This window comes from Streptomyces sp. NPDC044063 (assembly GCF_056434285.1).
In genome coordinates this window covers 47,354-74,254 of sequence record NZ_JBWKFM010000003.1, presented here as the reverse complement: position 1 = coordinate 74,254, position 26,901 = coordinate 47,354, and the positions used below count along the sequence as shown (strand labels likewise).

General features: G+C 72.1%; 24 protein-coding genes. 10 read left to right on the top strand and 14 right to left on the bottom strand.

Going from position 1 to position 26,901, the window contains the following annotated elements; genetic code table 11:
- Nucleotides 1–8: 8 nt before the first annotated feature.
- The 4 genes from AC07BS_RS05595 to AC07BS_RS05580 all read left to right on the top strand — a co-directional run bounded on the left by AC07BS_RS05595 (nt 9) and on the right by AC07BS_RS05580 (nt 3,955).
- Nucleotides 9–656: an RNA polymerase sigma factor gene (locus AC07BS_RS05595; protein ID WP_478646107.1), complete on the top strand. Its 648-nt coding sequence runs from the start codon at nt 9–11 to the stop codon at nt 654–656.
- Nucleotides 656–1,822: a hypothetical protein gene (locus tag AC07BS_RS05590; protein WP_478930414.1), complete on the top strand. Its 1,167-nt coding sequence runs from the start codon at nt 656–658 to the stop codon at nt 1,820–1,822. The genes AC07BS_RS05595 and AC07BS_RS05590 overlap by 1 nt, the downstream gene beginning before the upstream one ends.
- A gap of 244 nt (nt 1,823–2,066) precedes the next feature.
- The gene (locus AC07BS_RS05585) at nt 2,067–3,665 is read left to right on the top strand and encodes an acyl-CoA mutase large subunit family protein (protein WP_478930412.1); all 1,599 of its coding nucleotides are present in this window, start codon (nt 2,067–2,069) and stop codon (nt 3,663–3,665) included.
- A 71-nt stretch (nt 3,666–3,736) separates the two neighbouring features.
- Nucleotides 3,737–3,955 (top strand): hypothetical protein, encoded by a 219-nt coding sequence (locus AC07BS_RS05580; RefSeq protein WP_478646099.1) that lies wholly within the window; start codon nt 3,737–3,739, stop codon nt 3,953–3,955.
- Nucleotides 3,956–3,959: 4 nt separating this feature from the next.
- On the opposite strand, the gene AC07BS_RS05575 is transcribed toward AC07BS_RS05580, so the two are convergent.
- Complete coding sequence (locus AC07BS_RS05575; protein ID WP_478930410.1) at nt 3,960–4,580, bottom strand: flavodoxin family protein; 621 nt, start codon at nt 4,578–4,580, stop codon at nt 3,960–3,962.
- A 17-nt stretch (nt 4,581–4,597) separates the two neighbouring features.
- Nucleotides 4,598–6,106, bottom strand: a complete 1,509-nt coding sequence (locus tag AC07BS_RS05570; protein ID WP_478930408.1) for an alpha/beta hydrolase — start codon at nt 6,104–6,106, stop codon at nt 4,598–4,600.
- A gap of 138 nt (nt 6,107–6,244) precedes the next feature.
- On the opposite strand from AC07BS_RS05570, the gene AC07BS_RS05565 reads away from it, so the two are divergent.
- Nucleotides 6,245–6,829, top strand: coding sequence for a hypothetical protein (locus AC07BS_RS05565; RefSeq protein ID WP_478930406.1), 585 nt, complete (start codon nt 6,245–6,247; stop codon nt 6,827–6,829).
- Between the two features lie 12 nt (nt 6,830–6,841).
- On the opposite strand, the gene AC07BS_RS05560 is transcribed toward AC07BS_RS05565, so the two are convergent.
- Both AC07BS_RS05560 and AC07BS_RS05555 read right to left on the bottom strand, forming a co-directional pair.
- Nucleotides 6,842–7,264, bottom strand: coding sequence for a carboxymuconolactone decarboxylase family protein (locus AC07BS_RS05560; protein ID WP_478646090.1), 423 nt, complete (start codon nt 7,262–7,264; stop codon nt 6,842–6,844).
- A 161-nt stretch (nt 7,265–7,425) separates the two neighbouring features.
- The gene (locus tag AC07BS_RS05555; RefSeq protein ID WP_478646087.1) at nt 7,426–8,196 is read right to left on the bottom strand and encodes an SDR family oxidoreductase; all 771 of its coding nucleotides are present in this window, start codon (nt 8,194–8,196) and stop codon (nt 7,426–7,428) included.
- A gap of 111 nt (nt 8,197–8,307) precedes the next feature.
- Here AC07BS_RS05555 and AC07BS_RS05550 point away from each other — a divergent pair, with 111 nt between their 5' ends.
- Nucleotides 8,308–9,243: a sigma-70 family RNA polymerase sigma factor gene (locus tag AC07BS_RS05550; RefSeq protein ID WP_478646725.1), complete on the top strand. Its 936-nt coding sequence runs from the start codon at nt 8,308–8,310 to the stop codon at nt 9,241–9,243.
- 291 nt (nt 9,244–9,534) lie between these two features.
- On the opposite strand, the gene AC07BS_RS05545 is transcribed toward AC07BS_RS05550, so the two are convergent.
- Nucleotides 9,535–11,154, bottom strand: a complete 1,620-nt coding sequence (locus tag AC07BS_RS05545; RefSeq protein ID WP_478930404.1) for an ADP-ribosyltransferase domain-containing protein — start codon at nt 11,152–11,154, stop codon at nt 9,535–9,537.
- A gap of 275 nt (nt 11,155–11,429) precedes the next feature.
- Here AC07BS_RS05545 and AC07BS_RS05540 point away from each other — a divergent pair, with 275 nt between their 5' ends.
- A complete protein-coding gene (locus AC07BS_RS05540; RefSeq protein ID WP_478930403.1) occupies nt 11,430–12,098 on the top strand; it encodes a macro domain-containing protein in 669 nt (222 codons plus the stop codon).
- Between the two features lies 1 nt (nt 12,099).
- Here the strand turns inward: AC07BS_RS05540 and AC07BS_RS05535 are convergent, their stop codons facing one another.
- The 8 genes from AC07BS_RS05535 to AC07BS_RS05500 all read right to left on the bottom strand — a co-directional run bounded on the left by AC07BS_RS05535 (nt 12,100) and on the right by AC07BS_RS05500 (nt 22,320).
- Nucleotides 12,100–12,639: a GNAT family N-acetyltransferase gene (locus AC07BS_RS05535; RefSeq protein ID WP_478930401.1), complete on the bottom strand. Its 540-nt coding sequence runs from the start codon at nt 12,637–12,639 to the stop codon at nt 12,100–12,102.
- A gap of 48 nt (nt 12,640–12,687) precedes the next feature.
- Nucleotides 12,688–13,056, bottom strand: coding sequence for a hypothetical protein (locus tag AC07BS_RS05530; protein WP_478930399.1), 369 nt, complete (start codon nt 13,054–13,056; stop codon nt 12,688–12,690).
- Nucleotides 13,057–13,122: 66 nt separating this feature from the next.
- Complete coding sequence (locus AC07BS_RS05525; protein WP_478930397.1) at nt 13,123–13,596, bottom strand: hypothetical protein; 474 nt, start codon at nt 13,594–13,596, stop codon at nt 13,123–13,125.
- A complete protein-coding gene (locus tag AC07BS_RS05520; RefSeq protein WP_478930395.1) occupies nt 13,584–18,434 on the bottom strand; it encodes a putative T7SS-secreted protein in 4,851 nt (1,616 codons plus the stop codon). The genes AC07BS_RS05525 and AC07BS_RS05520 overlap by 13 nt, the downstream gene beginning before the upstream one ends.
- A complete protein-coding gene (locus AC07BS_RS05515) occupies nt 18,434–19,030 on the bottom strand; it encodes a hypothetical protein (RefSeq protein ID WP_478930393.1) in 597 nt (198 codons plus the stop codon). Before AC07BS_RS05515 ends, AC07BS_RS05520 begins: the two co-directional genes overlap by 1 nt.
- On the bottom strand, nt 19,027–19,509 hold the full coding sequence (locus AC07BS_RS05510; protein WP_478930391.1) for an SseB family protein: 483 nt from the start codon (nt 19,507–19,509) through the stop codon (nt 19,027–19,029). Before AC07BS_RS05510 ends, AC07BS_RS05515 begins: the two co-directional genes overlap by 4 nt.
- Before the next feature lie 53 nt (nt 19,510–19,562).
- Nucleotides 19,563–20,552, bottom strand: coding sequence for a S8 family serine peptidase (locus AC07BS_RS05505; RefSeq protein ID WP_478646071.1), 990 nt, complete (start codon nt 20,550–20,552; stop codon nt 19,563–19,565).
- A gap of 208 nt (nt 20,553–20,760) precedes the next feature.
- Nucleotides 20,761–22,320 (bottom strand): hypothetical protein, encoded by a 1,560-nt coding sequence (locus AC07BS_RS05500; protein ID WP_478646070.1) that lies wholly within the window; start codon nt 22,318–22,320, stop codon nt 20,761–20,763.
- A gap of 135 nt (nt 22,321–22,455) precedes the next feature.
- Here AC07BS_RS05500 and AC07BS_RS05495 point away from each other — a divergent pair, with 135 nt between their 5' ends.
- Nucleotides 22,456–23,892, top strand: coding sequence for an amidase (locus AC07BS_RS05495; protein WP_478930388.1), 1,437 nt, complete (start codon nt 22,456–22,458; stop codon nt 23,890–23,892).
- Between the two features lie 33 nt (nt 23,893–23,925).
- Here the strand turns inward: AC07BS_RS05495 and AC07BS_RS05490 are convergent, their stop codons facing one another.
- Nucleotides 23,926–24,660, bottom strand: a complete 735-nt coding sequence (locus AC07BS_RS05490; RefSeq protein WP_478646066.1) for a FadR/GntR family transcriptional regulator — start codon at nt 24,658–24,660, stop codon at nt 23,926–23,928.
- 141 nt (nt 24,661–24,801) lie between these two features.
- Between AC07BS_RS05490 and AC07BS_RS05485 the strand changes: the two genes are divergently transcribed.
- Nucleotides 24,802–25,305, top strand: a complete 504-nt coding sequence (locus AC07BS_RS05485) for a gluconokinase (RefSeq protein WP_478930386.1) — start codon at nt 24,802–24,804, stop codon at nt 25,303–25,305.
- A 55-nt stretch (nt 25,306–25,360) separates the two neighbouring features.
- Complete coding sequence (locus AC07BS_RS05480; protein ID WP_478930384.1) at nt 25,361–26,761, top strand: GntT/GntP/DsdX family permease; 1,401 nt, start codon at nt 25,361–25,363, stop codon at nt 26,759–26,761.
- The last annotated feature ends 140 nt before the right edge of the window (nt 26,762–26,901 follow it).

The window sequence follows — 26,901 nt, the reverse complement described above, 5'->3', positions numbered from 1 at the left end:
ATGAGAGCGTGCAGGGGGACGACGCTGAGCTGACCGACGCGGTGCGCGCGGCGCAGGGCGGGGACGAGACGGCATTCCGTACGGTCTACCGGACCGTGCACCCCCGTCTGCTCGGGTACGTGCGCACGCTGGTCGGCGAGGCCGACGCGGAGGACGTGACCTCGGAAGCGTGGCTCCAGATAGCCCGCGACCTCGAACGGTTCACCGGCGACGCCGACCGGTTCCGCGGCTGGGCGGCCCGCATCGCCCGCAACCGCGCGCTCGACCACATACGCATGCGCGGCAGGCGCCCGGCCATCGGCGGCGACGAGAGCGAGCTCGCCGGCCGGGCCGCCGACGCCGACACCGCAGGAGAGGCCCTGGAGGCCCTCGGCACCGGGCGGACCCTCGCCCTCATCGCCCAGCTCCCGCAGGACCAGGCCGAAGCCGTCGTGCTGCGGGTCGTGGTCGGCCTCGACGCCAAGAGCGCCGCCGGGGTCCTGGGCAAACGCCCCGGCGCGGTGCGCACCGCCGCCCACCGCGGCCTGCGCCGACTGGCCGAACTGGTCGGCGGCGACACCACTCCCGGACAGCGGCAGTCACCGACCGGCGCGAGCGGACCGAACGCTTCTGCCGGTGTGACGCAATTGCGCGCGCGGACGCAGAAGGACATGTGATGGCGGACGACCACCGGTACGACTGGCTGGATGACGACGCCGTGGAGCGGCTGCTGCGCGGCGCCCTCGTCGCCGGTCGTGACGAATCCGGCCCCATGGGGAAGGGCGCCACGGGCAGGGACGACGACACCGGCGACGCGTCTGCCGACGGTGCCGCGGACGACCGTACGGACGCCGAGGCCGTGGCCGCGCGGCTCGACGCGGTGCTCCGGTCCCTCGCCGTCCCCGCCGCCGCGCCCGGCGACGCACCGCTGCCCGGGGAGGAGGCGGCGGTCGCGGCGTTCCGCGCGGCACGGGCCGCCCCGGCGCCGGCGGCCACCACGGACCCCGTCGCGGGCCGGCCCCGCACCGGGCCCCTCGCGGCCCTCCGCGCGTACCTCGACCGTCCGCTGAAGGTCGTCGTCGCCATGACCCTGGCCGGCTGCGCCGTCGGCGGCGTCGCGGTGGCCGCGGGCACGGGCGTGCTGCCCAGCCCGTTCGGTCGCGGCTCCAAGTCCCCGGACTCCGCCCGGAGCGTGACCGCCGCCGAGGGATCCGGCAGGGAGACCTCCGGTCCCGGCGCCGCCGCGCCCGGCGTCACCCCGGCCCCCGGCAGATCCGCGAGCGGGCACCCGGGCGGCAGCCCCGAGCCGTACTCCTCCGGGAAGCCCGGCGGCGCCACGCCCTCCTTGCCCGGCACCGGCGGGACCGGACCCGGCCGCACCCCCTCGGCCACCCCGCGCCGCGACGGCGGAAGCACCGGCGGCAAGGGCGACGGGAAGAAGGGGGACGACGACGCGACCAGCGGGAACGGCCAGACCTGGGCGGCCCGGCTGTGCCGCGAGTTCCTGGTGAACGGCAAGCGGAACGGCGGGGGAGCGGGCGTCGACGAGGACGGGGTCCGCACCCTGGAGCGCAGCGCCGGCAGCGGCGCCGCGGCCATCCGCGCGTACTGCGAGCGGCTGCTGAACGCCGTCGACGGCGGTGAGTCCGGCGACGACTCCTCGGGGTCCTCGGGGGACGACCGCGACCCGGTCATCCCGAGCAAGCCGCGCTCCCGCAGTGCGTCGGCCCTCACCCAGGGCGTGACGGGAACGGTGACCTCGACCGTGTCGGCCGTATCGGCCGTATCGGCCGTACCGGTGTCTGCGGCGACGGACCTGACGCGGGGCCTGACGACCGGCTGACGCCGGCCGCGGCACCCCGTGCCGCACCCGGTGTGACACTTTTCGGCGCCACGGCGCTGTACGTAATGAAGCCGACTGGTCATCGGCTGCGCAGGAGCCGGAGTTCCCCCCATACAGTCGGCTCCTCGCATCGGCGCGGGCGGGGCTCTTCCCCCGGCTCTGCCCGCGCCCCCCACGTCTCGCGCCCGCGCACCGCTACAGTCCCAAGCGGAGGTTCCGCCGAGGAGCGCGTGGGAGGCACCCCATGACCGAGTCCCCGTCGATCCGGTCGACCGAGTCCGGGACGCCCATCGAGCCGGTCTACGGCCCCGCCGACCTGGCCGGCTGGGATCCGGCCGAGCGGCTCGGCGAGCCCGGCGCGTATCCCTACACCCGTGGCGTGTACGCCTCCATGTACACCGGACGCCCCTGGACCATGCGGCAGTACGCGGGCTTCGGCACCGCCGCCGAGTCCAACGCCCGCTACCGGCAGCTCATCGCCCACGGCAGCCATGGCCTGTCCGTGGCCTTCGACCTGCCCACCCAGATGGGCCACGACTCCGACGCGCCGATCGCGAGCGGCGAGGTCGGCAAGGTCGGGGTCGCGATCGACTCGATCGAGGACATGCGGGTGCTGTTCGACGGCATCCCGCTGGGCGAGGTCTCCACCTCCATGACCATCAACGCCCCGGCCGCGCTGTTGCTGTTGCTGTACCAGCTGGTGGCGGAGGAGCAGGGCGTACCGGCCGGCCGGCTGACGGGCACGGTCCAGAACGACGTGCTCAAGGAGTACGTCGCGCGCGGCACGTACATCTTCCCGCCCAAGCCCTCGTTGCGGCTGACCGCCGACATCTTCCGCTACTGCCGCGCCGAGATGCCCCGCTGGAACACCATCTCCATCTCCGGCTACCACATGGCCGAGGCGGGGGCCTCGCCCGCGCAGGAGATCGCCTTCACGCTCGCCGACGGCATCGAGTACGTCCGTACGGCCGTGGCCGCCGGCATGGAGGTGGACGACCTCGCGCCCCGGCTCTCGTTCTTCTTCGTGGCGCGCACGACCCTGCTGGAGGAGGTCGCCAAGTTCCGGGCGGCCCGGCGGATCTGGGCGCGGGTGATGCGCGAGGAGTTCGGCGCGCGCGACCCGAAGTCGCTGATGCTGCGCTTCCACACCCAGACGGCGGGCGTGCAGCTCACCGCCCAGCAGCCGGAGGTGAACCTGGTGCGCGTCGCCGTGCAGGGCCTGGCGGCGGTGCTGGGCGGCACGCAGTCGCTCCACACCAATTCGTTCGACGAGGCCATCGCCCTGCCCACCGACAAGGCGGCCCGGCTGGCGCTGCGCACCCAGCAGGTGCTGGCGTACGAGACGGACGTCACGGCGACCGTCGACCCGTTCGCCGGCTCGTACGCCGTCGAGTCGCTGACGGACGCCGTCGAGGAGGCCGTCACCGATCTGATGCGGCGGATCGAGGACCTCGGCGGCGCGGTCGCCGCGATCGAGCGGGGCTTCCAGAAGGCCGAGATCGAGCGCAACGCGTACCGGATCGCGAAGGAGACGGAGAGCGGCGAACGGGTCGTGGTCGGCGTCAACCGCTTCCAGCTGGCGGAGGAGGAGCCGTACGAGCCGCTGCGCGTGGACCCGGAGATCGAGGCGCGGCAGCGCGAGCGGCTGGCCCGGCTGCGCGCCGAGCGTGACGGGCGGGCGGTCGGGACCGCCCTGGCCGCCCTGCGGGAGGCCGCCGAGGGGACGACGGACAACGTCCTGTACCCAATGAAGGACGCCCTCCGCGCCCGGGCCACGGTGGGCGAGGTGTGCGGGGCGCTGCGTGAGGTGTGGGGGTCGTACGTGCCGACGGAGGCGTTCTGACGCACGCTGACGCACGCCGGCGTACCGGCCGGCTTGTGGGACGGCCCGTGGGGTGAGGGACACTGGGAGGTATGTCCTCACCCCGCCGGCACTGCCCCGTATGCACCCGAGAGATCGCCGTCGTCGGCGGCCGCTTCGCCCGCCACGACCCGCCGGGCCGGCGTCCCACGTTCTCGTACGAGCTGGTCTCCTGCCCCGGCTCGCGCCGTTCCGCGCCCCTGCTGGCGACGGAACCGCGGCTGTTCGACCCGGAGGAGCCGCCGATGGACGGGCAGCAGCAGCTGTTCTGAGGCGTCAGCCGTTATTCGGAGCCGTCGCGAAGAAGGTCTTGGCGGCCGTGAGCGCGTCCGTGTCCGCCTCGATGTCGCCGGGCCGGTCGCCGTGTCCCACCAGTCCGCCGCCCCACTCCATGCCCATGTACTCCGCGGAGCGGCGGAGGGCGCCGAGCAGCGGGTCGGCCTGGGAGGCGTCCTCCTCGCTGATGGCGGTGATCCCCCAGAGGGTCTTGCCGCGCATCCGGGCCTTGAAGCGGAGCTCGTCGCGCAGGTGCAGCCAGCCCGCCCAGTAGTCCAGGTAGAGCTTGGTGTCGGCGGACACGGTGTACCAGTAGAGCGGAGAGGCGATCACCAGGTCGGTGGCGTCGAGGGTGGCGTCGAACAGGGCCTTCTCGTTGCCGGCCGGGAGGGGGCGGGTGCCGTCGCCGGTGTGCCGCAGGTCCTCGAACGCGGGCAGCGGCAGATCGCGCAGCCGCAGCCACCGCTGCTCCACGTCGGAGGGGAGCTGGGCGGCGGCCGCGCGGGCGAGTGCCTCGGTGTTGCCGTCGGTACGGGAGCTGCCGACCAGGAAGAGGAACTTCCGCTTGTTGGTGGACTGTTCGGGCTGTACGGGCTGCACGGGCTGATCGAGATTGGTCATGGCTTCAACAACTGCGATCAGCTGTGGTCCATTCCGGCCGGGCAGAGGATGTCGTGGGCGGGCCGCCGTCCGGTGGTGAGGAACGTGGTGACGGTCCGGTCGCCGCAGGCGTTGCCGTTGCGGAGGTACGCGCCGTGGCCGCCGGAGTCGACGGAGACGAGGCGGGCCCGGTCGCCGAGGGCCTCGCGCATCTTCAGCGCGCCGCGGTGGGGGGTCGAGGGATCGCGCAGGTTGTTCACCATGAGGACGTTGGAGGGCCCGTCGGACGTGATGCGGGTGGGCTTGTCGGTGGGGTCGTACGGCCAGAACGCGCACGGCATGACGCCGACGGGCATGCCGGCGGTGAGCGGGTGGGCGACGCGGTCGGCCGCGACGTCCCGGGCGTAGCCGGGCAGCGAGCGCGGGAAGCGCACGTCGTTGCAGATGACGCCGACGCTGACGGCGGCCTCGGTGGACGTCGCGCGGAGGGGTTCGAAGGGGACGGGGGCGTCCCCGGCGTCGCGGGCGGTGACGATCAGCGCGGCGAGCCGCTCGAAGGAGCCCGTGTCGTACAGCGCGCTCTGCATGAGCATCCGCAGGCGGTTGCCGGTGAGCCGCTCCTTCCCGTCGGCCGACCGCTCGGGCACGCGGTCCAGCTTCTCCGCGAGGGAGAGGAACAGCGGCCGGACGTCCCCGGCCCGCTCGGCCACCCGGTGCGCGCGGTCGCGGGCGGGGTCGGCGGCCCACGCGGCGAAGTCGGGGAAGCGGTCGTCGGCGGCGCCCGACATGTTCGCCAGCCAGCCGCGCGCGACGCGGCGGGGATCGGGGTCGCCGCTGCTGTCGAGCACCCAACGGTCGGTGCGCTTCGGGTACTTCTGCGCGTACACGGCGCCCACGTACGTACCGTACGAGGTGCCCCACGCGGACAGCTTGTCCTCGCCGAGCGCCTGGCGGAGGCGCTCGATGTCGCGTACCTCGTTGGCGGTGGAGAACGACTTGATCACCTCACCGCCGTTGCGGGTGCAGGCCTCGGCGATGCGGCGCGCGCGGACGACGCTCTCGCCGATGTCCCCGCCCGGCCCGGGCCAGGGCCGCAGGCGGGTGAGGTCGAGATCGTCGGCGCCGAGCCCGCAGTCGGCCTTGACACTGCCGCCGGTGCCGCGCGGGTCGAAGGCGACGATGTCGTAGACCCCGCGCGTCTCCGTGCGCAGCCGCTCGCCCGTCCTGTTCAGCTTCTCCAGGCCCGAGCTGCCCGGCCCGCCCGGTATGAGGAGCAGCGTGCCGCGTCTGGCCGCGGGCCGGTCGGAACGCAGGCGGGAGACGGCGATGTCGACGGTACGGCGGGTGGGCTCGCGGTAGTCGAGGGGGACGGTGAGGGTGGCGCACTCGGTGGGGGAGCCCGCCTGGCAGGGGTGCCAGGCGAGGGAGTCGGACCGGGACGTGCCGGCGGCGGCCGGGGGCGAGGCGAGGGCGCCGGCGACGGCCGCGGTGGCGAGGGTCAGGAGGAGGGCCTTGCGGCGGCCGTGGACCGCGGAGGTAAGTGCCATGCGGACCATGGTCGTTGAGCGGGACGCGCGGGAACATCAGGAGTTCCACCCAGGTGGGGTGGGGGTACCCCCAGGGTGGATCTCGGGGGAGGCTGATAATCACCTGGTTCGAAGCGGGGGCCCGAAGAGGAGAAGGCTGTGGCGGAGCTGCTGTGCGCCGGGATGGACGACGCGTGGCGGAGGAGCGAGGTGCTCAAGCGCGTCGACGTGCTGGTCGGCTTCCTCGCCTCACGACACCTCGGCGTCGACGACGACGCGGTCGCGGCCCGCCGGAGGCTGGCCGGCACGACGGCGGCCGTACAGGTGGCCCTGGCGGCCGACGACTTCGAGGCGGCATGGCGCTTCGTCGATGATCTGGAGTTCGCGGCGGAGTCCTGGGCCGACCACCCCCATTTCCCGGCCACCACGAGCCGCTACGAGTCCGACGCCCAGGTCCGCGACTACGCGAAGGACCTCACGCGGGACCTCATGCCGGTGGAGAAGCTCGACGAACTGAAGGGGATCAAACTGTCCCTCGACGTCCGGCGCTCGCAGATCCTCAGGCGCTGCGACCTGACCCCCCGGGACCGCGAGGACCTCCACTACATCTGCGGCCGCCTCGCGATGGCCCTCGACCTGGGCCACGCGGCCGTGGCGCGGCGGGAGGTGGGCCGGCTGGACGCGATCCACGACCGGTACAAGGACAAGCCGTGTTCGGCCTGTCCCCGGCCCGAGCCGGCCTGAGCAGGGGGAGCGCTACGGGGTCCCGACCGGCAGGAGGCCGCGCTCGGCGAACACCTTCTTCGCGACGAACGTCGCGTTGAGCGCCTTCGGGAAGCCGCAGTAGACGGCGGAGTGGAGGAAGGCCTCGACGATCTCCTCGGGAGTGAGCCCGACGTTGAGGGAGGCGTTGATGTGCACGTCCAGCTGCGGCTCGCAGCCGCCCAGGGCCGTGAGCATGCCGAGGGTGACGAGCTGCCGGTCGCGGGGAGCGAGCTCGGGACGGCTGTAGATGTCGCCGAAGCCCCAGGCCGCGACCTGGTGGGCGAGCTCGGGCGAGATGTCGGCGAGGGAGGACACGACCCGCTCGCCGGCCTCCCCGTCGATGTCGCTGAGGACGCGCATGCCGCGCTCGAAGCGGTCCTGACGGGTCTCGGGACGGTTCTCGGCGGTGGTCATGGCGTGCTCCGTTCGTTCGTGGTGCGGGGTGGTGCGTGGTGGTGCGTGGTGGTGCGGGGTGGGCCTGGCCGGCGCCACGGGAGAAACGTAGGAGTTGGAGCCGACTCCAACGCAAGCCCGTGCCGCCGAACGGCCCCCGGGTCCCGACCCGGCGCGTGGCCTCAGGCGGCGACGCGCTCCGCCAGGAAGTCCTCCCAGGTGCGGTGGCCGACCGCGGCGCCCTCCAGGGTGAGGTTCGCGCCGGCGCGGTAGGCGCGGCCGGCCTTCCCGGGCATCCGGACGGGCATCATCAGGCGGCGGTTCCGGCCCTGGGCCAGCAGGTAGCCGCGGACCAGCTCGTCGAGTCCGTACACGCGGGGGCCCGTCAGGTCCGGCACCAGGCCGGCCGGCTCCCCGAGCGTGAGCTCGACGATGCGGTCCGCCACCTCGCGGACGTCGACCGGCTGGAAGCGGAGGCCGCCGGGGACGGGTACGACCGGCAGCTTCGACATCTTCTCGACGACGGTCAGGGCGAGGTCGTGGAACTGCGCGGCACGCAGCGTCGTCCACGGCAGCCCGGAGCCGGCCACGGCCTCCTCGGCGGCGAGCTTGGACCGGAGCCAGGCCAGCGGGACCCGGTCGGCGCCGACGACCGAGATGTACACGAGGTGCCGTACGTCGGCGCGTTGGGCGGCGGCGACGAGGTTGCGGGTGGCCTCGTCGTCGCCCTTGGGGCCGCCGGCGAGGTGGAGGACCGTTCCGACGCCGTCGAGCGCGGCGTCGAGCCCCGTGCCGTCGATCAGGTCGACGCCCACGTACTCGACGCCGTCCTCGGCGGGGCGGGGGTTCCGGCTGAGCACCCGCACCCGGCGGCCCTCGGCACGCAGAAGCGGAACCACGAGCCGGCCGAGGGTGCCCGTACCGCCGGTGACCAGGATGAGGGACGACGTCATGGTGTTACTCCGAGTTCCTTCGGCCCGGGAGTTGAACTCCCGTTCGTATCGGTTAGTTTTCGTGGCTCTACTCCTATGACTCGCGGCGACGAAGGAATGTGACACGTGACGGTGGACGAGTTCGCCGGCCTGGCGGAGCGGTTCGAGGAACACCGCTCCCACCTGCGGGCCGTGGCCTACCGGATGCTCGGCTCGCTGAGCGAGGCCGACGACGCGGTCCAGGAGACCTGGCTGCGCCTCGGCCGTAGCGACGCGAGCGGGATCGAGAACCTCGGCGGCTGGCTGACCACCGTCGCGGGGCGCGTCTGCCTGAACATGCTGCGGTCGCGGAGCCTGCGCCGCGAGGAGCCCATCGAGGGGGCGCTCGGTGAGCCGTCCGGGGAGCCCTTCGGGGAGCCGTCGTGGGTACGGGTCCCGGACCCGCTCATCGGCTCCGCGTCCGGGGTGGTCGACCCCGAGCGGGAGATGCTCATGGCCGACTCGGTCGGCCTGGCGATGATGGTGGTGATGGAGACGCTGGCGCCCGCCGAGCGGCTGGCGTTCGTCCTCCATGACATGTTCGGCGTCCCCTTCGACGAGATCGCGCCGCTGCTCGAACGGACCCCGGCCGCGACGCGGCAGCTCGCCAGCCGGGCCCGCCGCCGCGTCCAGGGCCGGGCCCCGGCCCCGGACGCCGACCTGGCCCGCCAGCGCGCGGCCGTCGACGCGTTCTTCGCGGCGGCGCACGACGGCGACTTCGACGCGCTGGTCGGCGTCCTCGACCCCGACGTCGTCCTGCGGGCCGACGGCGGTACGGCGCGCGCCGGCCTGTCGATGGTGCTGCGCGGTGCGCGGACGGTGGCCGGACAGGCGGTCAGCTTCGGGCAGTTCGCGCCGTTCATCCGCCCGGCGCTCGTCAACGGTGTCGCGGGCGTCGTGGTGGCGGACGGGGCGCTGCGGTGGTCCGTCATGGCGTTCACGGTGGTGGACGGGAAGGTCGCCGCCATCGATGTACTGGCGGACCCGGAGCGGCTGGAGCGGCTGGACCTGTCGGGTCTGGAGGGGTGATCGAACGCCGGCCGGCTGCCGGCCAGCCACCGGCCGGCTGCCCCAAAGGTGTGAATATGTCGACATAGAGGCTTATGTTCAGCTCTCTCCGGCAAGTCCTCTTGACAACAGATGTCCGGGGGGTAATCACCGGAGGAGCCGCCATACGACGAGTGCCGATGTAGCCGCATCACGGGTGGACTGTCGCGGTCACCGGTGATGCGAAAGCGGTGGGCGCGGCCGGGGCGCCTGGGTCCGGGCCGCGCCCACCCCTGAGATCCGTTCGGTTCAGGATTCGGTTCAGGATTCGGTTCAGGAGACGAGCGGCTGCTCGTCCAGCTCGGCCAGCCGTACGGTGCACAGACCGCCGCGCTCGACCTTCACGTCCTCCACCTTGAGCTGCGTACCGGGCAGGAGGATGTACTCCTCCTCGCCGGTGAACGCCGAGAACCGCTGGATGCCCACGGCCCTGGAGGGACGCACCTCGAACAGCGTCCGCTTGCCGCGGCTGCCGAGGAACGCCCGCGCCACGCCGAGCTTGGGCGTGCAGGACGACACGCCCCACCAGGTGACGGTCCGGCCCACCGGGTACTGCGCGCGCAGGTCCAGCGACACGCCGCGCCACAGCGGCTCCGTACGGGCCGGAAGGCCCGACACGGCCGAGAACAGCAGCCGCAGATACGGCAGGTACGGGACGACCTTGGAGCGGTCCGGGGAGCGCAGGATGGCGTTGATCTCCCGGTAGAACGCGGACTCGCAGGTGTAGAGGTAGAGGGCCGCGATCGCGTCGGCGGACAGGCCGCCGGCCGCGTCCGGCTCGGCCGCCCGGCTCGTGCCGAAGTCGTGCGACTGGCCGACGTGCCGGTCGAGACCGTTCAACAGCTCGGCCACCGGGGCGACGGCCTCGCGGAAGTCCATGAGCGGGGTGTCGGACACGCCGGTGATCGCGGGGAGGGCGAGGCCCTCGTCCTTGACGCTGGCGAGACGCTCCAGATAGAGCTGGTGGAGCTCCATGGTGGACGTGATGAAGGCGCCCATGCGCTCGGCGACGTCGCTGTCGCCGGTTCCGCCGCCGGCTTCCGCCGCGGCCTTGTCCCAGCCCTTGCTGGGCAGCCAGTCGATCGTCTCGGCGCCCAGCGACGCGAGGGCGTCGTTCACGACCGCGAAGTGGTCGCCGTCGCAGAAGATGTCGCCCTGGGCCGCGGGGTTCGGGTGGTCGATGTGCCGGACGTCGACGTCGGGGTACTTCTCCTGAAGCCGGAGGACGACCTTCTTCAGGCTGCGCGCGTGGGCGCCCCACCAGGCGAAGACGACGCCGCGGTCCTCCTCGTCGGCGTCCTGCTTGGCCTTGAGGATCTCCTCGACGATCCGCTCGGCCACCGGACGCCAGAAGGTGGCGTGCCGGTCGGCGTCGGCGCCCCGTCCCGCGTTGCTGCTGGCGGTGAGCGCCGTGTTCAGCAGCAGCACACCCTGTGTGAGCATCGCCTGGAACCACTCCGGCGGCTGGACGGTGTCCCGCTCCTTCAACAGCGCGCGGATGTCGGCGATCGGGGTCTTCTTGGGTATGCCGTACTTCCACATCGCCGCGGCCTTGATGATGCAGCGGATGCTGACGACCCTGCCGAACTGGCTGTCCTTCCAGTCGTGGAAGGTGTTGTCGAACATGGCGATGCCGGTGGCGCTCTCCGGCCGCGGGTACGGGTTCTGGCCGAAGGCGACGACCTTCCACTTGTGCGGAGGGTTGGGCTTGAGCGCCTGGAAGGTGAGTTCGCGAACGGGAACGACGTCCTGGCCGCGGCTCGCCCCGATGAACGCGTCCGCGCCCGGCTGCGCCTCGATGACCGGCTTCAGCAGCGGGAGCCACGGTTCGCCGCCGCCCTTGAAGAGGTCGGCGAGGGCGAGCGGGTCGGAGGGGGAGTGGGCATCGCTCATGGAGGAACTCCGAGGTGAGTGAGTGAAGTAGTCGATCTCCGCGCGAATGCCTGATCGGACGGCATCGGGTGACGAGGGGCCTGAAGCGCGCGAAAGCGGACAGCGCCGGATCGCGGAGAGGCTCGGCTCGCGGAAATCTGGCGGCAGGCTAGCACCGGTCGGAGGAGCGGGCAATCGTGACGGCCAGTCACCGAAGCGGGGGCGAGGGGGCGTTGTCAGTGGGTGGCTGTAGCGTCGTTCGTGCTGGAAGAACCGCGTTCCGATGGGAGTGGACCATGACCGAGAACCACGTGCAGCCGTCACTCAGGGTGGTGTTGACCGACGTCAACGCGAGCGTGGTGGAGGCGTGGCGGGCGGCGTTCGCCGACACCCCGGGGATCGAGATCCGCAAGGGCTCGATCCTCGACGAGAACGTCGACGCCTGGGTCACGCCCACCAACTCCCGCGGCCGGATGGACGGCGGGGTCGACGCGGTCATCAAGCGACACCTCGGCGCGGGCATCCAACTGCGCGTACAGCGGGCGATCCGCGACCGCTTCGAAGGCCGACTGCCGGTGGGAAGCGCGGTGTGCGTCCCGTCCGGGGCGACGAACCCGAGGTTCCTCATCTCGACGCCGACGATGGAGCACTCCGCGCAGAACGTGAGCGAGACCCTGAACGTGGCCCTGGCCTGCGCCGCCGCGTTCCAGGCGATCCACCGGCAGAACGGGGAGAAGCCGGGCAGCATCGGGTCGGTGGCCCTCGTCGGCATGGGCGCCCGGACCGGCCGGGTACCGGCACGGGTGTGCGCGAACCTGATGTGGACGGGCTACACGCTGTTCAACGACCACCGCTTCGAGGACTACGACGACCTGCGCGAGACGATCGTGGCGCAGCTCGACGACCTCGAGAACGCCCCGACCGACCAGCGGGTGCGCATAGCCCCGCCGAAGCGCCGCGGCTGACTCAGCCGCGCGGCTCGGGGTCGGTGGCGAGGCGGGCGTGGGTCTCGACGTCGTAGCGGACGCCGTCGTAGAGCAGCCTCTGCCGCTGGACGCCCTCGACGGCGAAGCCGGCGGCGTGGGCGACGCGGCAGGAGGCGGGATTATTGACCCGGTGCCCGAGCTCGAGCCGGAACAACCCGAGATCGTCGAAGGCCCACCGCGCGACGGCCCGGCAGGCCCGCGTGGCGACACGACGCCGCCGGGCGGCGGCGGTGGTCCAGTACGAGACCCATCCGGTGGAGTGCCGGGGATCGACGGCGGTGACGGCGACGTTCCCGAGGACGTCACCGTCGGCCGAGACGACGGCGAAGGAGAACCCGTCGCCACTCGCCCACTGAGCCGCGCGTGCCAGGACCCACTGCCGGGCATCGCCGAGGTGCTCGACGGGGCTGGGCGCCTGCCACCGCATAAGCGGCTCGGCGAAGGCCCGCAGGACGGCGGGCACGTCTTCCGGTGCCCACGGCCGCAACAGGAGGCCCGGGGCTTCGAGTTCTTCACGCACGCGGGGAGTCTGTCGGAGCCGGACGCCGACTGGCCACCGGATTTCCTCCTAGACCGTGTACGGGTAGAGCTCCAGCACAGGCGCAACGAACGTCACGAAGTCACCGCGCGCGACGGCGGGAGCCGCGGGCGAGACCTCGACCAGGAGGATGTCGGTATCCACCCTCAGCGCGACGACGGAGTCGTCGTCGACGCGTTCGACCAGGGCGGTGATGGATACGCCTTGGCCGCCATCGAGCGACCGAAGCTGTGCGCCGCGCTCTCCACGAGGATGGACGACCCACGTGCGGATCTCGTCGGGTACCTCCAGCTCCACGTGATAGACGCCGGGCTCCGGACGCTCTTCTCCTCTCCAGACCCCGGAAGCGTTGCCGAGGGCGGACGTGAAGGTGACATTGTCGCCCTCCGAGCCGATCACTCTTACTACTTCTGCCCGCATTTTTGGGATCCTCGAGGTCGCCACATTGATCGATATGGTTCAGGTTCAGTATTTTCCGATGAACTCGAGCGGGGTGTGGATCAGATGCCCACCGCAGGCAGGGCACTCCCTTTTGAACAGATGGTCTTGTGCTCTCCGCGTCTGGTCCTTGAACAGGGGGATGACGAAGTCGGGCTTAATGACTCGGAAAGTCGCCTGGCAGTGAGGGCACGAGAACCACTGGGCCTCGCCCAGATGAGCTCCTTCGAAGTCTTGCTCGGTGGCGGTCCGCTCAACCATCTTGGTGTCCAGTTGAGCCAGATCAGTGGCGTCGCTCCAGTGCAGGTAGTAGAGAGTTAGCGGCCACTGGGGGGACAGGCGCATCAGCACGCGTCGCACGCTGCGGTGATCTGCCAGCGTGCGGTCGTCCTGCTCATTGAAATTAACAACCTCTCCCTTCGGGGTCAGCGGCTCGCCGGCCGGAAAGTAAGTAAGGGTGATCGGCAATGCGTAACCGAGCGTGATTTCTATTCCAGCCATGGCGTCACCTTGATCATATGGGGTATGAGGATTTCGCTTTCGGTTGATGTCTCCAAAGTTTGCCATAGGCCTTCGCTCGGGTGGATCAACGACTTATAGACAGGTCCGCCCCGGGCGAAGAATATAGCGGTGTCGGGGTCGGTGGTAAAGGACATGGTTGACCGTAGTCCAAATTTGCCCATGTCCGTTCCGAATAGAGCGTGGGCGTGCATGAGATTCTCTTCGCCGCCCCATTCCAATAGTGCTGCCGCATGGGCCTTCTGTGATGCCTGAAGGCCGGCTTCGGTAGAGAAGCCGCCTTCCATGAATCCTCGTTGTGCAGCTTCACTCATGAGCATCCCGGTTTCCCGCGCGATGTAGTTCTCTGTACCCATTTCAGTCCCCCGGTAAATGGCGATCTTCTCGGGCGGACACGCGGCCAGCCCCAGCGGGTCGGCCCACGTGTGGGGATTGTGGACGTACGTCGCCGGGTTCGGGGCCGGGGTCAGGCCCAGGGGGTCCGGGGTGGTGTATCTCGCCGTTTCCGGGTCGTAGTGGCGGTGGACGTTGTAGTGCAGGCCCGTTTCCGGGTCGAAGTACTGGCCCGGGAAGCGGAGGGGGGTGTACGCCGTGCTGCGTTTGGGCCAGGCCGTCGTGCCCCAGAGTGTGGTGCGGGTGCGCCACGCGATCGTGCCCGATTCGTCGACCAGTTCCGTCGGGGTGCCGACCAGGTCCGTCACGATCGCGAAGAAGCGGCTGTCTATCTCGCGCTGCGTGGCGTCCGCCGCCGATATGCGTTCCGTCTGGGCGACCGGGCGGAGCCCGTCGTGGTCCCAGGTGAGGGTGACGGGGTGGGGGAGATCGGCCGAGGTCGTCGTCTGTTCGGTGAGGGTCGGGCCGTCCCACGTGAAGTCGGTCTGTTCGGCGACCTCGCCCGTGGCCGTCAGCCGCTGCTTCGCCGTGCGGCGGCCCAGCGGGTCGTACAGGTACCGCCACCGCGTCCCGTCCGGCGTGGTGACCGCCTTCAGGCGGTCCTCCGCGTCCCATTCGTACCGCCAGGTGTCGGGTTTGCGCGACAGGCGGGTCTTCTGGCGGAGCACGACGCGCCCCTGCGCGTCGTGCTCGTAGCGGATGTTGCCGGCGCGGGTGATGCGCGTGCCCGTGTAGTCGCGGGAGCCCTGGGCCTCGCGGCCGGGGTGGGTGGTGGGCCAGGTGGCGTTCGTCTGGTTGCCGGCCTCGTCGTAGGCGTAGCGTTCCTGCCAGCCGGGCGCGTTGACCGCCGTGACTCTGCCGACCGCGTCCAGTTCGAAGGTGCGGTCGTTGACGGCCGTCAGGTAGCCGTCACGGCGGTAGGTGAACGACCGGTTCTGGAGCCGCCGCCCGTCGGCGGTCAGTTCCTGGCCGGTCACGCGCCCCGCCGCGTCCCAGGTGTGCAGCAGGGACAGCCCGTCACCGAAGTGGCGCGCGATCTCGCGGCCCGCCGCGTCGTGTTCGATCCCGAACGTGTGGCCCGACGCCGTCAGGCTCGTGCGGCGGCCCGCCGCGTCGTACGTCCAGGTGCTCGTCGCCCCCACGGGCGTCGTGCGCCGCACCCTGCGCCCGAGTTCGTCGTATCGGAACGTCAGCGTCCGGCCGTTCGTCGTCTCCGACTTGACCCGGCCGAGCCGGTCCCGGCTGTAGACCACCGTCGCGTCGGGCCCGGCCGCCGCCACCAGCCGGCCCGCCGCGTCGTACGAGTACGTCGTGATCTCGCCCGCCGCCTCCTTGGCGACCATCCGGTCGAGGACGTCGTGCTCGTAGGTGACCATCTGGCCGAGGGCGTTCGTCCGGGCGGTCAGCCGGCCCGCCGCGTCGTGCGCGTACGCCGCCGGCCGGCCGTCGAAGTCGGACTCCGCGGTGAGCCGGCCCACGGAGTCGTAGGTGTAGTCCCACGTCAGCCCTTGCGGGTTCGTGACGCGCGTCAGCCGCAGATCGGTGTCGTGCGTGAACTCGTGCCGTACGCCGTCCGGTCCGGTCCGCGCGGCGAGCAGGTCGAAGTGCGTGTACTCGTACGTCGTCACGCCGCCCACCGCGTCGGTGTGCGTGAGGCGGTTGCCCTCGCCGTCGTACGTCCACGACTCCTCGGCGCCGTCCGGGGCGACGCGGCGGAGGAGGTGCCCCTCCACCGACCACCACAGGCGCGTCACCCCGCCCATCGGGTCGACGACGGCCTTGACGCGGCCGAACGCGTCGCGCCGGTACGTGGTGATCCCGCCCAGCGGGTCGGTCACCTCGGTGACCAGGCCCGCCGCGTCGCAGCGGACGCGCGTCGTGCCGCCCAGCGCGTCGGTGACGGAGGCGGGGTGCCCGAGCGCGTCGTACGTGAAGCGGGTGACGGCCCCGGTGGGATCGGTCAGGGAGGTCCGGTTGCCCGCGGCGTCGTACGTCTGGCGCCACACCGAACCGTCCGGCTCGATGACTGTCTCCGGCAGGTGCGCCCCGTCCGGGCCGCCGCTGTCGTCGCCGTCGCCGTCGCCGTCGCCGTACGTGGCGGTGGCCTCCCGCCCGTCCGGGCGGGTGAGCGCGACCAGCCGGTCGTCCTCGTCGTAGCGGAAACGGGTGGTGCGGCCGAGGGGGTCGGTGCGCGAGAGCAGCCGGTTGCCCCTGCCCCAGGTCGAACGGATCGTCGCTCCGTCCGGCAGCACGTCGGCCACCACACGCAGCGCGTCGTCGATCACGAAGCGCTCGGTGTGGCCGAGCGAGTTGGTGACGGCCGTCATCCGGAGGCCGGTCTCCGGGTCGGTGAGGTCGTAGTCGAAGACCGACCGCATGTGGCCCGCGGCGCCCGACTGCTCCACGCAGCGGTCGCGCTCGTCGTAGACGTAGTCGAAGCGGCTGCCGTTGCGATCGGTCCACGACGTGACGCGTCCGCGCTCGTCGTATCCGAAACGCAAGGGCTGCCCCGACGAGTTGACGATCTCGGTGAGGTGGCCGTCGGTGTAGCCGTAGCGGACCAGCTCCAGGTCCGAGCCGTCGGGCCCGGCGTCGGCGAGGTGCAGGGCCGTGACGCGTCCGGCGTCGGTCGTGACGCGCAGGTGGTAGCCGCCGTCGTGGACGATGTCGGTCGGCGCCCCGTCCTCCGCGTAGTGGAAGACGATGCCGCGGCCGTTGCGGTCGGTGATCTCGTCGAGCAGCGCGATCCCGTCCACGTCGGCACCGTCGGCACCGTTGGCACTGTGGGCGTACGGGCGGAAGCGCCAGGTCCGGCCGTCGGCCGGGTCGCTCACCGTGTACGTGCCGTCGGCGTCGACGGTCAGCGGCCGGCGCCGGCCCGCGACGGGCAGGGTGGGGACGCCGGGGACGGGGTGGGGATAGGACAGCAGGACGCCGTCCTCGCGGACCAGGACGACGCCCTCGGAGTCGATCTCCAGGCGCTGGTCGGCGGTGCTCGCCCAGCCCGGGCCGAACCAGACGCCCGCCCGGTACGACGACTCGAAGTGGCGCGAGAAGACCAGGGGGAGCGAGCCCGGGAGGGTGACGTCCGTCTGTGGCAGCAGCACGCGGCCGGTCGCCATGTCGACGGGGTCCTGCCGGCACGCCTTGTCGGCGGTGGTGCGCGCGGGGTCGTCCGGGTTCTCGCGGACGGCTTCCCGGGCGGGGCGCGGCGTCTCCTTGGCGGCGCCCTTCGCGGACGCGCCCTCGGCGCCCCGGACCGTCTCGCGGCGGGCGGCCGCGAGGGCCGCGCGTTCGCCGCTCGCGGCGCCCGCGCTGCCGCCGCCGGTCAGGACGGCCATGGCGAGGTTGCCGGCCAGGCGGCCGCCCGCCTCGGAGGGGTCGGAGCCCCAGCCGGTACCGACCAGGGCGGCCGGGACGCGTTCCGGGTGGGAGGCGAGGGAGAGCATGCCCGTGACGGTGGCGTTGACGGAGCCCAGGTATTCCGCGGGGTGCGTCATGTTGTAGACGTCGAAGGGGCTGACGCTGCGGGCCGCCTTGGCCACGTCCGTCACGGAGCGGACCACTCCGCCGCCGGCGTGGAGGAGCTCGACCTTGCCGCCGTCGGCGAGGTCGGCCGAGGTGGCGGCGAGACGGCTGCTGAAGGAAGGTTTCTTCGGGGCATTGGACACCGCCGCGTCGACCTTCGTCCGCGCCTCGCCCGCCGCCGCGTTCCGCTGCTTGCGCGCCTCGGCCAGGATGCGCTCGGCCTCCTTGCGGTCCGCCGCGCCGGGCGTGCCCGGCTTGGTCGGGGCGGGACCGGGCACCCGGCAGGCGCGGGCGGCCTCGGCGGCCTCCGCGTTGTACGCGTCGACCTGGCGGTTGTACTCCTCGACGGCCTTGCGGTCCGTCTCCCCACCCCGCTTCCAGAGCCGGACGGCCTCCTTCGCCTGACCCTGCGCCCAGGTCACGGTGTGGGCGTACGCCTCCAGTGCCCCGGCCGCCGCCTCGCACGCGTCGGCCGCCTCCGCCCACTTCCGCGGCTCCTCCACGAACCGCGTCGCGAAGGCGTCCGCCCCCTCGCCCTTCCAGCCGTCCGTGGCACGCACCTTCAGAAGGGCCGCGTGGGTCGTGTCGAAGGCGGTGTGGAAGTTCCGCAGGTGCTTGGCGGTGGCGTTGATCTTCTTGGCGTCGCCGTGGACGAGTTCCCGGGGGTCCTCGGTCCGGCCGAGGGCGTGCTCGCCGACGTGCGCGCCGAGCCCGGACGCCGTCCGGTCGCCCCAGCGCTCGACCGCGTCCGCCGCGTCGTCCGCACCGACCGCGTGCAGGCCGTCGGCCACCGCGTCGGTGCCCTTGTCGACGGCCTTGCCGAGGGCCTTCTTCCCCTTGTCGAACGTGTCCTCGACCGCGCCGCCGACCTTGTCGACCGCGTCCCCGAACGAACTCATCAGTTGTAGTCCTCGATCTTGCTGGCCCGCCGGCCCGTCGCCCCCACCACGCCGGCGGTGCCGCCGACGTCCTCGGCCGTCCTCGTCCACGCCTGCTCGGCGTCCTTCGCCGCCTTCGTGAACGAGCCCTTGCTGTAGTCCGCGTCACGGATCTGCGTGACCGGGTTGTCGGCCAGCACGTCCTTCATGCGCTTGTGCTCGACCTGCTCGTCCGTCAGGTGGGGGTTGCCGATGGCGGCGTTGACGACCACCTTCACGGTGTCCTTCACGTACTGGTCGCTCTCGTGGTAGTAACCCGCGGCCAGCCCCACGCGCCGCGCGAACTCGCCACCGTCGTGCACCAGCGCGCGCACGCCCCACTCCCAGCGCTCGCAGAACGTCCGGAACGCGGCCGTCAGACCGTCATGACCCGTCTCCACGCCGGACAGCGCGAGCTCCTCGAACCCGCGGCCGACGGAGGCGGCGCCCGGCGTACCGAGGGTCTTGAGCTCGCCGATGGCGGCGTCGATGCCCTTGGCGACGCCGTCGAGGGCGTCGGCGCCGGCGCGTATGCCGCCCTTGGCCCCGCCGTGGGCTCCGCTCGTCTGCCCGCTCACTGGTTGTGGTCCCCCTCGTTCGGTCTGGTGGCGAAGAAACGATTCTGCGGGGCGTCCGGCGCGTCCAGCGCCACCTCGTCCGGAACGATTGCGCGCACGGGCGGCAACAGGACCGGCCGCTCGCTCCCCACGTCGAGAGCTACGCCCGCGGGGGCACCGGTGGTTCCGGTCACCGCCGGAATCACCACGTCCAGCAGCCGGGCGCCCAGCACCGACCGGTACTCCCACGCCCCGTCGGCCGTCAGACCGTGCGCCACCGCGAAGCGGGCGAGGGCGGGTTCGCCGGAGAAGGCGCAGATCCAGCGGATGCCGTCCATGTCGACGGTCCAGAAGGCGGGGTCGGGACCGGAGGCGGGGTCGATGAGGGGGACCAGGACGGCGGTACGGCGGAACTCGCCGACCAGGGCGGCGGGGTGCGGCTCGGTTTCCTGGTCGTACATCGCGTCGATGCGGGTGCGGAGTGGGGTGTCCTGGGGCATGGGGCGGCCTTCGAGGGGGAGGGGGTGAGGGGGTGAGGGGGGTGGGCGAGCCGTCAGTGGGCCGGGGGGCCGCTGTGACGCTTCCGGCGGCGGGTGAGGAAGAGGGCGCCCCCTGCCGCGAGAACGATGACTGTCGCCGCGACCGCCGTGGTGGGTGAGACCAGCGGATCGTCGGTGGTCGCCGCGGGCCGAGGGGTGGGGCTCGGTGCCTCCGCCTTGTCGCCTGCGGCGAGCTCGGGGAGGGGGCTGGTGTCGGCGGGGCCGGGGTCGCCGGGGCTCTGGAGGGCGATACGGGGGCGGACGACGCCGTACCCGATGGTGTCACTGCGCTTTTCGCCGCTCTTGGGGGCACCGGCGGTGTTGATGAGCACACGCAACACCTGGTTGGCCGTCCAGCCGGGGTGCGCGGCCCAGACCAGGGCGGCGGAGGCCGAGGCCAGGGCGGTGGCGTCACTGGTCCCGTCGCCGGCGCAGAGGCCGGCGGTTCCGTCGGCGCACGGGGCCACCATGTCGGCGCCGGGGGCGGCCAGGTCGACCTGGGGGCCGTGCTGGGACCAGGGGGCCGCCTTGATCTGCCGGTCCACGGCGGCTACGCCGACCACGCCGGGGGTGGCGGCCGGGAACTCCCGCAGGTTGGTCTTGTCACCGGAGTTGCCGACGCTCGCGAAGATCAGTTTGCCTTTGGCGACCGCGTAGCGGACGGCGTCCGCCTCCTCGTGACTCTCCTCGGGCGTGCCGAGCGAGATGCTGATGATCTTTGCCGGGGAGTCGGCCGCGAATCGGATCGCCGATGCCATAGCCGATGCCCCTGTTTTGGCGTTTTTCGTGCCGGAAGCCCGCAGGGGGAGAATCTTCGCGCCCGGAGCGAGGCCGAACGCCCCGTCACCCTTGCCGGTGGCTGCGATGAAGAGGGCCATCCGGGTTCCGTGGCCGTGGGTGTCCGTCTGCGCCGTGTCGGAGAGGCCCGTGAAGTCCCGGCCCTCGAGGACCTGTCCCTTCAGGTCCGGCAGATTCGCGTCCACGCCGGAGTCGACCACGGCCACTGTCACTCCCTCGCCCGTGCTCGTCCTCCACATCTCCTCGGCTTGCATGGCATCCAGGTACCACTGCTGACTACGAATCGAATCGGCGTGGGCCTGTGTGCCATGGGCACACAGGGAGACCAGGCAGGCTGTTGCGGCGAGCAATCCGCGGGCGTGGATTCTCACTTTCTTCTGCACGCATCCTCTTCGGCAGCTGTGGTTCGGGACATCAGTCGATGACAGGGGGGACGACGCCGCGATGACCGTTGGTCCAGTTGCTTTCGTCCTCGACCAGATAGCCGGGCCGCTGGCCACGATCATTCCGCCGTGGCCGCTCCTCCGACGCGGAAGGGCTCCGGACGAGGCCCGTGCCCCCAGGTGTGAAGGAGTCCTGGGAGGTGCTGCCTCGCTGGGGCTGGCGACCTCCCACGGTTCCTCCGCGTTCGGTGGTCAGACGTCGGCCGCCGAAGCGGCCTTGCCCTCCACTGCCCGCGGTGCCGCCGACAGGGCCGGCGACGGGACCGTAGCCCATGGGGGAACGCGTCTGGCCCGATTCGGTGCCGATCACGGTCCTGCGTGGCAGCCTTCCGCTCGTCTGCTCCGTCGGCCGGGGGGACTGGCGGCCTCCGACAACACCGTCGGGGAGGTCTCCCAGGGGCGGGCGCGGTGCCCGGAATTCGGGGGGCCTGGTGGAAGTCCTGGTGTGAGGTGGCCGGCCCATCGCGGGCAGCCCTCCCGGCCACACGTCGGGTGAACGGACCGCTCCCGGCGTTTCAGGATGGCCATCCCGTCCAGCAGGCATGGCAGACGATGCGTATGGCGGGGTCTGAACAGGGCTTGCGGGCAGGTCGGTGCTGTCGAGCCTCGGAACGCTCGCAGAACCGGAGGGTTCGCTCGGAAGGGCAGGGCTCACCGCCGACCCGTCGAGACGGCTCGGTGCCGGGAAATCGGGGGCGATGGCCGCAGGATTCGCCGAGGCGTGTCGTCCGCCGGAGATCCCCCGAGGAACCGCTCCGGTGTCCGCGAAACCCGCCGGGCTCCCAGCGCTTCCGCCGTGGAAGGGCGACGAGGGGGCGCCCTGGGGCAGGTGCCGGATGTTCTCCCGGTCTCCAGGGCTCGGCATGACTTCCGCCGGCAACGGCCTGAACGTAGGCCGAGGCGCCACCGCGATCTGGTGGGCCGACCATGCGTACGACTCCGCCAGTTGCCGCATCAGGCCCGCCGCCTCCGTCCGGTCCGCGTCCAGTCGCTGCTGGGCCGCGTACGCCTGACGCTGCGACGGGCTCGACGCCGGCGTCACCCCGCCCGACGTGTCCGACACCAAGGGTGACGGCCCGAGCCCCACCTGGCCCGGTTGCGGATGTTTCCGATACGCCTCCAGCGTCGAGTGCGCCTCTTCCGACGGCTTCGGCATCGACGACTTCACCTTCGCCAGCGTCGCCGCCGCGTTACCCATCCACAGCCCCGCGCTTCCGCTCAGCTCGCCCAGCCGCAACGTCGCGTTCGCCAGGTCGCCGCCCCACATCCGGAAGGCGTGGCCCGCGTCCCCCTCCCACGACACGCCCGCCATGTGCCGCTTCAGTTCCTCGCCCACCTCCGTCAGGAGCGCGGCGGCGGCGGTCAGGCGGGCGGACATCAGGTTCGTGCGATGCACGTCCGCCGCCTCCACCATCGCGCACAATTCCCCGTGCGTCTTCGACTCGAAGTCCGACGCGATCACCAGCCCGCTCACCGGCTTCGGCAGCGCTGGACTCACCGGCCCCACAGGTCCCACCGGATTCCCCGTCATGCGGCTCCCCTCCCTTCCGTCACAGATTACTGACGGGCCGTGACGCGGGCCGTGACCGCATCCGTGCGCACCGGCCCCATGTCCCTCCAACTGTCGTCGCACTAACGTGTGTTCGATCGGGAGGAAGGGGCTCTTGTGACCGGTTCAACAGGCGGGGCGCACGAGGGGGAGCAGGGGTTCGAGGGGCTCGCCGAGCAGGTCGGGGCCCTGGCCGCGCGTCGTGTCTCCTCCCGCGAGCTCGTCGGGCGGGCGTTGCGGCGTATTCACGAGACGCAGGGGACGCTCAACGCCTTCCGTGTCGTACGGGACGAGGCCGCGCTGCGGGAGGCCGACGAGGCGGACCGGAGGCTCGCCGCCGGGGAGCGGCTGCCCCTGCTCGGGGTGCCCCTCGCCGTCAAGGACGACATGGACGTGGCCGGCGAGCCCACCGCCTTCGGATGTGCCGGAACGTTTCCGGCGAAGAAGGCCGACAGCGAGGCCGTCCGGCGATTACGTGCCGCCGGCGCCGTGATCGTCGGCAAGACCAACACCCCCGAGCTCGGCCAGTGGCCCGTCACCGACGGCCCCGCCTTCGGCGTCACCCGCAATCCGTGGAGCCCCGAGCACAGCCCCGGCGGCTCGTCCGGCGGGGCGGCCGCCGCCGTCGCCGCCGGGCTGGTGCCCGCCGCGCTCGGTTCCGACGGCGCCGGCTCCATCCGCATACCCGCCGCCTGGACCCACCTCGTCGGCATCAAGCCCCAGCGCGGCCGCATCTCCACCTGGCCGCAGGGCGAGGCCTTCCGCGGCATCACCAGCGACGGGCCGCTCGCCCGCACCGTCGGTGACGCCGCCCTCCTCCTCCAGGCCGCCGCCGGGTCGCACCCCGGCGACCTCCACCGGCCGCCCGCCGTCGACGCCCTCGCCGCCGCCGGGCACGAGCCCCGGCGGCGGCTGCGGATCGCCCTCTCCTTCCGCCCCGCCTTCGCCGCCGTCCGGCACTGGCTCGATCCCGTCGTCCGCGACGCCACCCTCCGCATCGCCCGCCGCCTCGAACTCCTCGGGCACGACGTCGTCGAGGAGGACCCGCGCTACGGGCCCATCGGGTTCGCCTTCGTACCCCGCTCGATGGCGGGCGTACGGGACTGGTCCGCGCGCGTCCCCGACCGGACGCTCCTGGAGGCCCGTACCCACGTCAACGTGCGCGGCGGCCGCGTCCTCGGTGGTGGCGTCCTGCGCGCCGCGCGCGCCGCGGAGGCGCCGTTGCGCCGGCGCATCGGCGAGATGTTCTGGCGGTTCGACGCCGTTCTCACCCCCACCACCGCCGTACCGCCCCTGCGCACCGGCGACCTGGCCGGCCTCGGCAGCCGCGACACCAACGCCCGCATGATCGCCGCCTGCCCGTACGCCTGGCCCTGGAACGTCCTCGGCTGGCCCGCCCTCAGCGTCCCCTCCGGCCTCACCGCCGCCGGGCTGCCGATGGGCGCCCAGCTCCTCGGCCCCGCCAACAGCGAGCCCCTGCTCATCTCCCTCGCCGCCCAGCTGGAGGTGGATCAGCGGTGGTACGAGCAGTGGCCCGGGGTCCGGCCCGACTGATCCGAAAGGGCCGGCACCGCACCTGGCATCGTCCTACGGGACCAGGATGTCCAGTTCCGCCATCGCGCCCGTCGCGATCTCCCGCGTCAGCGCCTCCGCCCGTTCCGCGTCCCGTTCCCGTACCGCCTCCGCCACCCGTACGTGCAGCGTCACCGCGGCCGGGTCGGGGTCGGTGAACATCACCTGGTGGTGCGTACGTCCCGTGAGGACCTCCGCCACCACGTCACCGAGCCGGGCGAACATCTCGTTGCCCGACGCGCGCAGGATCACGCGGTGGAACGCGATGTCGTGGACCAGGTAGCCCTCCAGCTGCTGGCCGCGCGAGGTCGCGACCATGCCCAGCGCGTGCTCGGTCAGCTCGGCGCACTGCGCGGGCGTGGCGTGCCGGGCCGCGAGGCCCGCGGCCACCGGTTCGACCGCCGAGCGCAGCACGGTCAGCGAGCGCAGCTGGCGGGGGCGGTCCGGGCCGGCGAGCCGCCAGCGGATGACGCGGGGGTCGTAGACGTTCCACTCCTCGGGCGGAAGCACGGTCACGCCCACGCGCCGCCGGGAGGCGACCAGGTGCATGGACTCCAGGACGCGGACCACCTCGCGGACCACGCTGCGCGAGACGTCGAAGCGCTCCTCGATCTCGTCGGTGCGCAGCACGCTGCCCGGCGGGTGCTCGCCCGCCGTGATCGCGGGCCCCAGGGAGTCCAGCACCCGCGCGTGCAGGCCGCTGCCTCCCCGTTCCCCCGCGGCCTCCGTCGCCTGTCCCTGGTTGTCCATGGGATCAGCCTACGGTCCGCCTACCGACGAAATAAGTATGACGTTTTAGTTACGGGGGCTTGAATACGTCATATCCGATGAGCTTCAGTGAGGCCCCACAGGGCGCACAGCCCCGATGTCGACGGAGACAGCGAGGACCGCATGACCACCCCCCACCTCGTCGTGGTGATGGGCACCGCCGGGACGGGCAAGACCACGGTCGGCCCGCTGGTCGCGGACGCCCTCGGCGTCCCCTACGCCGAGGGCGACGACTTCCACCCCGCCGCCAACATCGCCAAGATGTCGGCCGGCGTCCCCCTCGACGACGCCGACCGGGCCCCATGGCTCGACGCCGTCGGCGCCTGGCTCCACGACCGGGCCGCACGGGGTGGCGTGGTCAGCTGCTCGGCGCTCAAGCGCGCCTACCGCGACCGGCTGCGCGCGGCCGCGCCCGGGGTCGTCTTCCTCCACCTCACCGGCGACCGCGAGCTGATCACCGCCCGAATGACCGCCCGGCAGGGGCACTTCATGACCACCCGGATGCTGGAGTCCCAGCTCGCCGCCCTCGAACCCCTCCGGGACGACGAGGCCGGCGTCGCCGTCGACGTCACCCCCGACGCCCGCGTCATCGCCGACCGGGCCGTCATTGCCCTGCGGCGGCTCTGACACACCCCCTCCTGAACAGGCCCCCTCCTCCCCCCTCCTCCCCCCAAGGAAGCCCGTGAGCACTCTCAGCGTCGAGATGCTGGCCGCGGCAGCGCCCACCGCACCGATCACTTCGGCGGGTCACGCACAGCTCGGCATCGCCGTCCTCGTCGGGATCGCCGTCATCGTCCTCCTCATCACCCGCTTCAAACTCCACGCCTTCCTCTCCCTGACCATCGGCTCCCTCGTCCTCGGCGCCGCCGCCGGGGCGCCCATGGACAAGGTCATCGCCAGCTTCACGGCGGGCCTCGGCTCCACCGTCGCCGGCGTCGGCGTGCTCATCGCCCTCGGCGCGATACTCGGCAAGCTCCTGGCCGACTCCGGGGGCGCCGACCAGATCGTCGACACGATCCTCGCCCGGGCGGGCACCCGCTCGATGCCGTGGGCGATCGTGCTCATCGCGGGCGTCATCGGCCTGCCGCTGTTCTTCGAGGTCGGCATCGTGCTGCTGATCCCGGTGGTGCTGCTGGTCGCCAAGCGGGGCGGGCACTCGCTCATGCGCATCGGCGTCCCGGCCCTCGCCGGACTCTCCGTCATGCACGGTCTGGTGCCCCCGCACCCCGGCCCGCTGGCCGCCATCGACGCCATCGGCGCCGACCTCGGGGTGACGCTCGCGCTCGGCGTGCTCGTCGCCGTGCCGACCGCCGTCATCGCCGGCCCGGTCTTCTCGCGCCTCGCCGCCCGCTGGGTGGACATCACGCCGCCGGAGAAGCTCATCCCGCAGCGCCCCTCCGAGACGCTGGAGCGGCGGCCCGGTTTCGCCGCCACCGTGGCGACCGTTCTGCTGCCCGTGGCCCTGATGCTCGCCAAGGCGCTCGTCGACATCGTCGTCGACGACCCCAAGAACCATGTGCAGCGCGTCGCCGACGTCATCGGCTCGCCCCTCGTCGCCCTGCTCGCCGCCGTGCTCGTCGGGCTGTTCACCCTCGGCCGCGCCGCCGGCTTCGGCCGCGACCGGCTGGCCGGGACCGTCGAGAAGTCGCTCGTTCCGATCGCCGGCATCCTGCTGATCGTCGGCGCGGGCGGCGGCTTCAAGCAGACGCTCATCGACGTCGGCGTCGGACGGATGATCCTGGACGTCTCCAAGGACTGGTCCGTCTCCGCGCTGCTCCTCGCCTGGCTGATCGCGGTCGGCATCCGGCTCGCCACCGGCTCGGCGACCGTCGCCACGATCTCGGCCGCGGGCCTCGTCGCCCCGCTCGCCGCCGACATGAGCACGACCCACTCGGCCCTGCTCGTCCTCGCCGTCGGCGCCGGTTCGCTGTTCTTCTCCCACGTCAACGACGCCGGGTTCTGGATGGTGAAGGAATACTTCGGGATGAGCGTCGGGCAGACGGTCAAGACGTGGTCGCTGATGGAGACGATCATCTCGGTCGTCGGGATCGGCTTCGTCCTGCTGCTCTCGGTCCTCCTCTAGACAACCCGAGAAGAAGCGGGGCCGTCCGTCCGGACGGCCCCGCTTCCGTTTTTTACCAGGCGGACAACCCAGGCACGCTGGCCCACCCATCCTCCGAGTCGTCCTTCGCCCCCGCCACATACCCGTCCGTCCGGAACCGG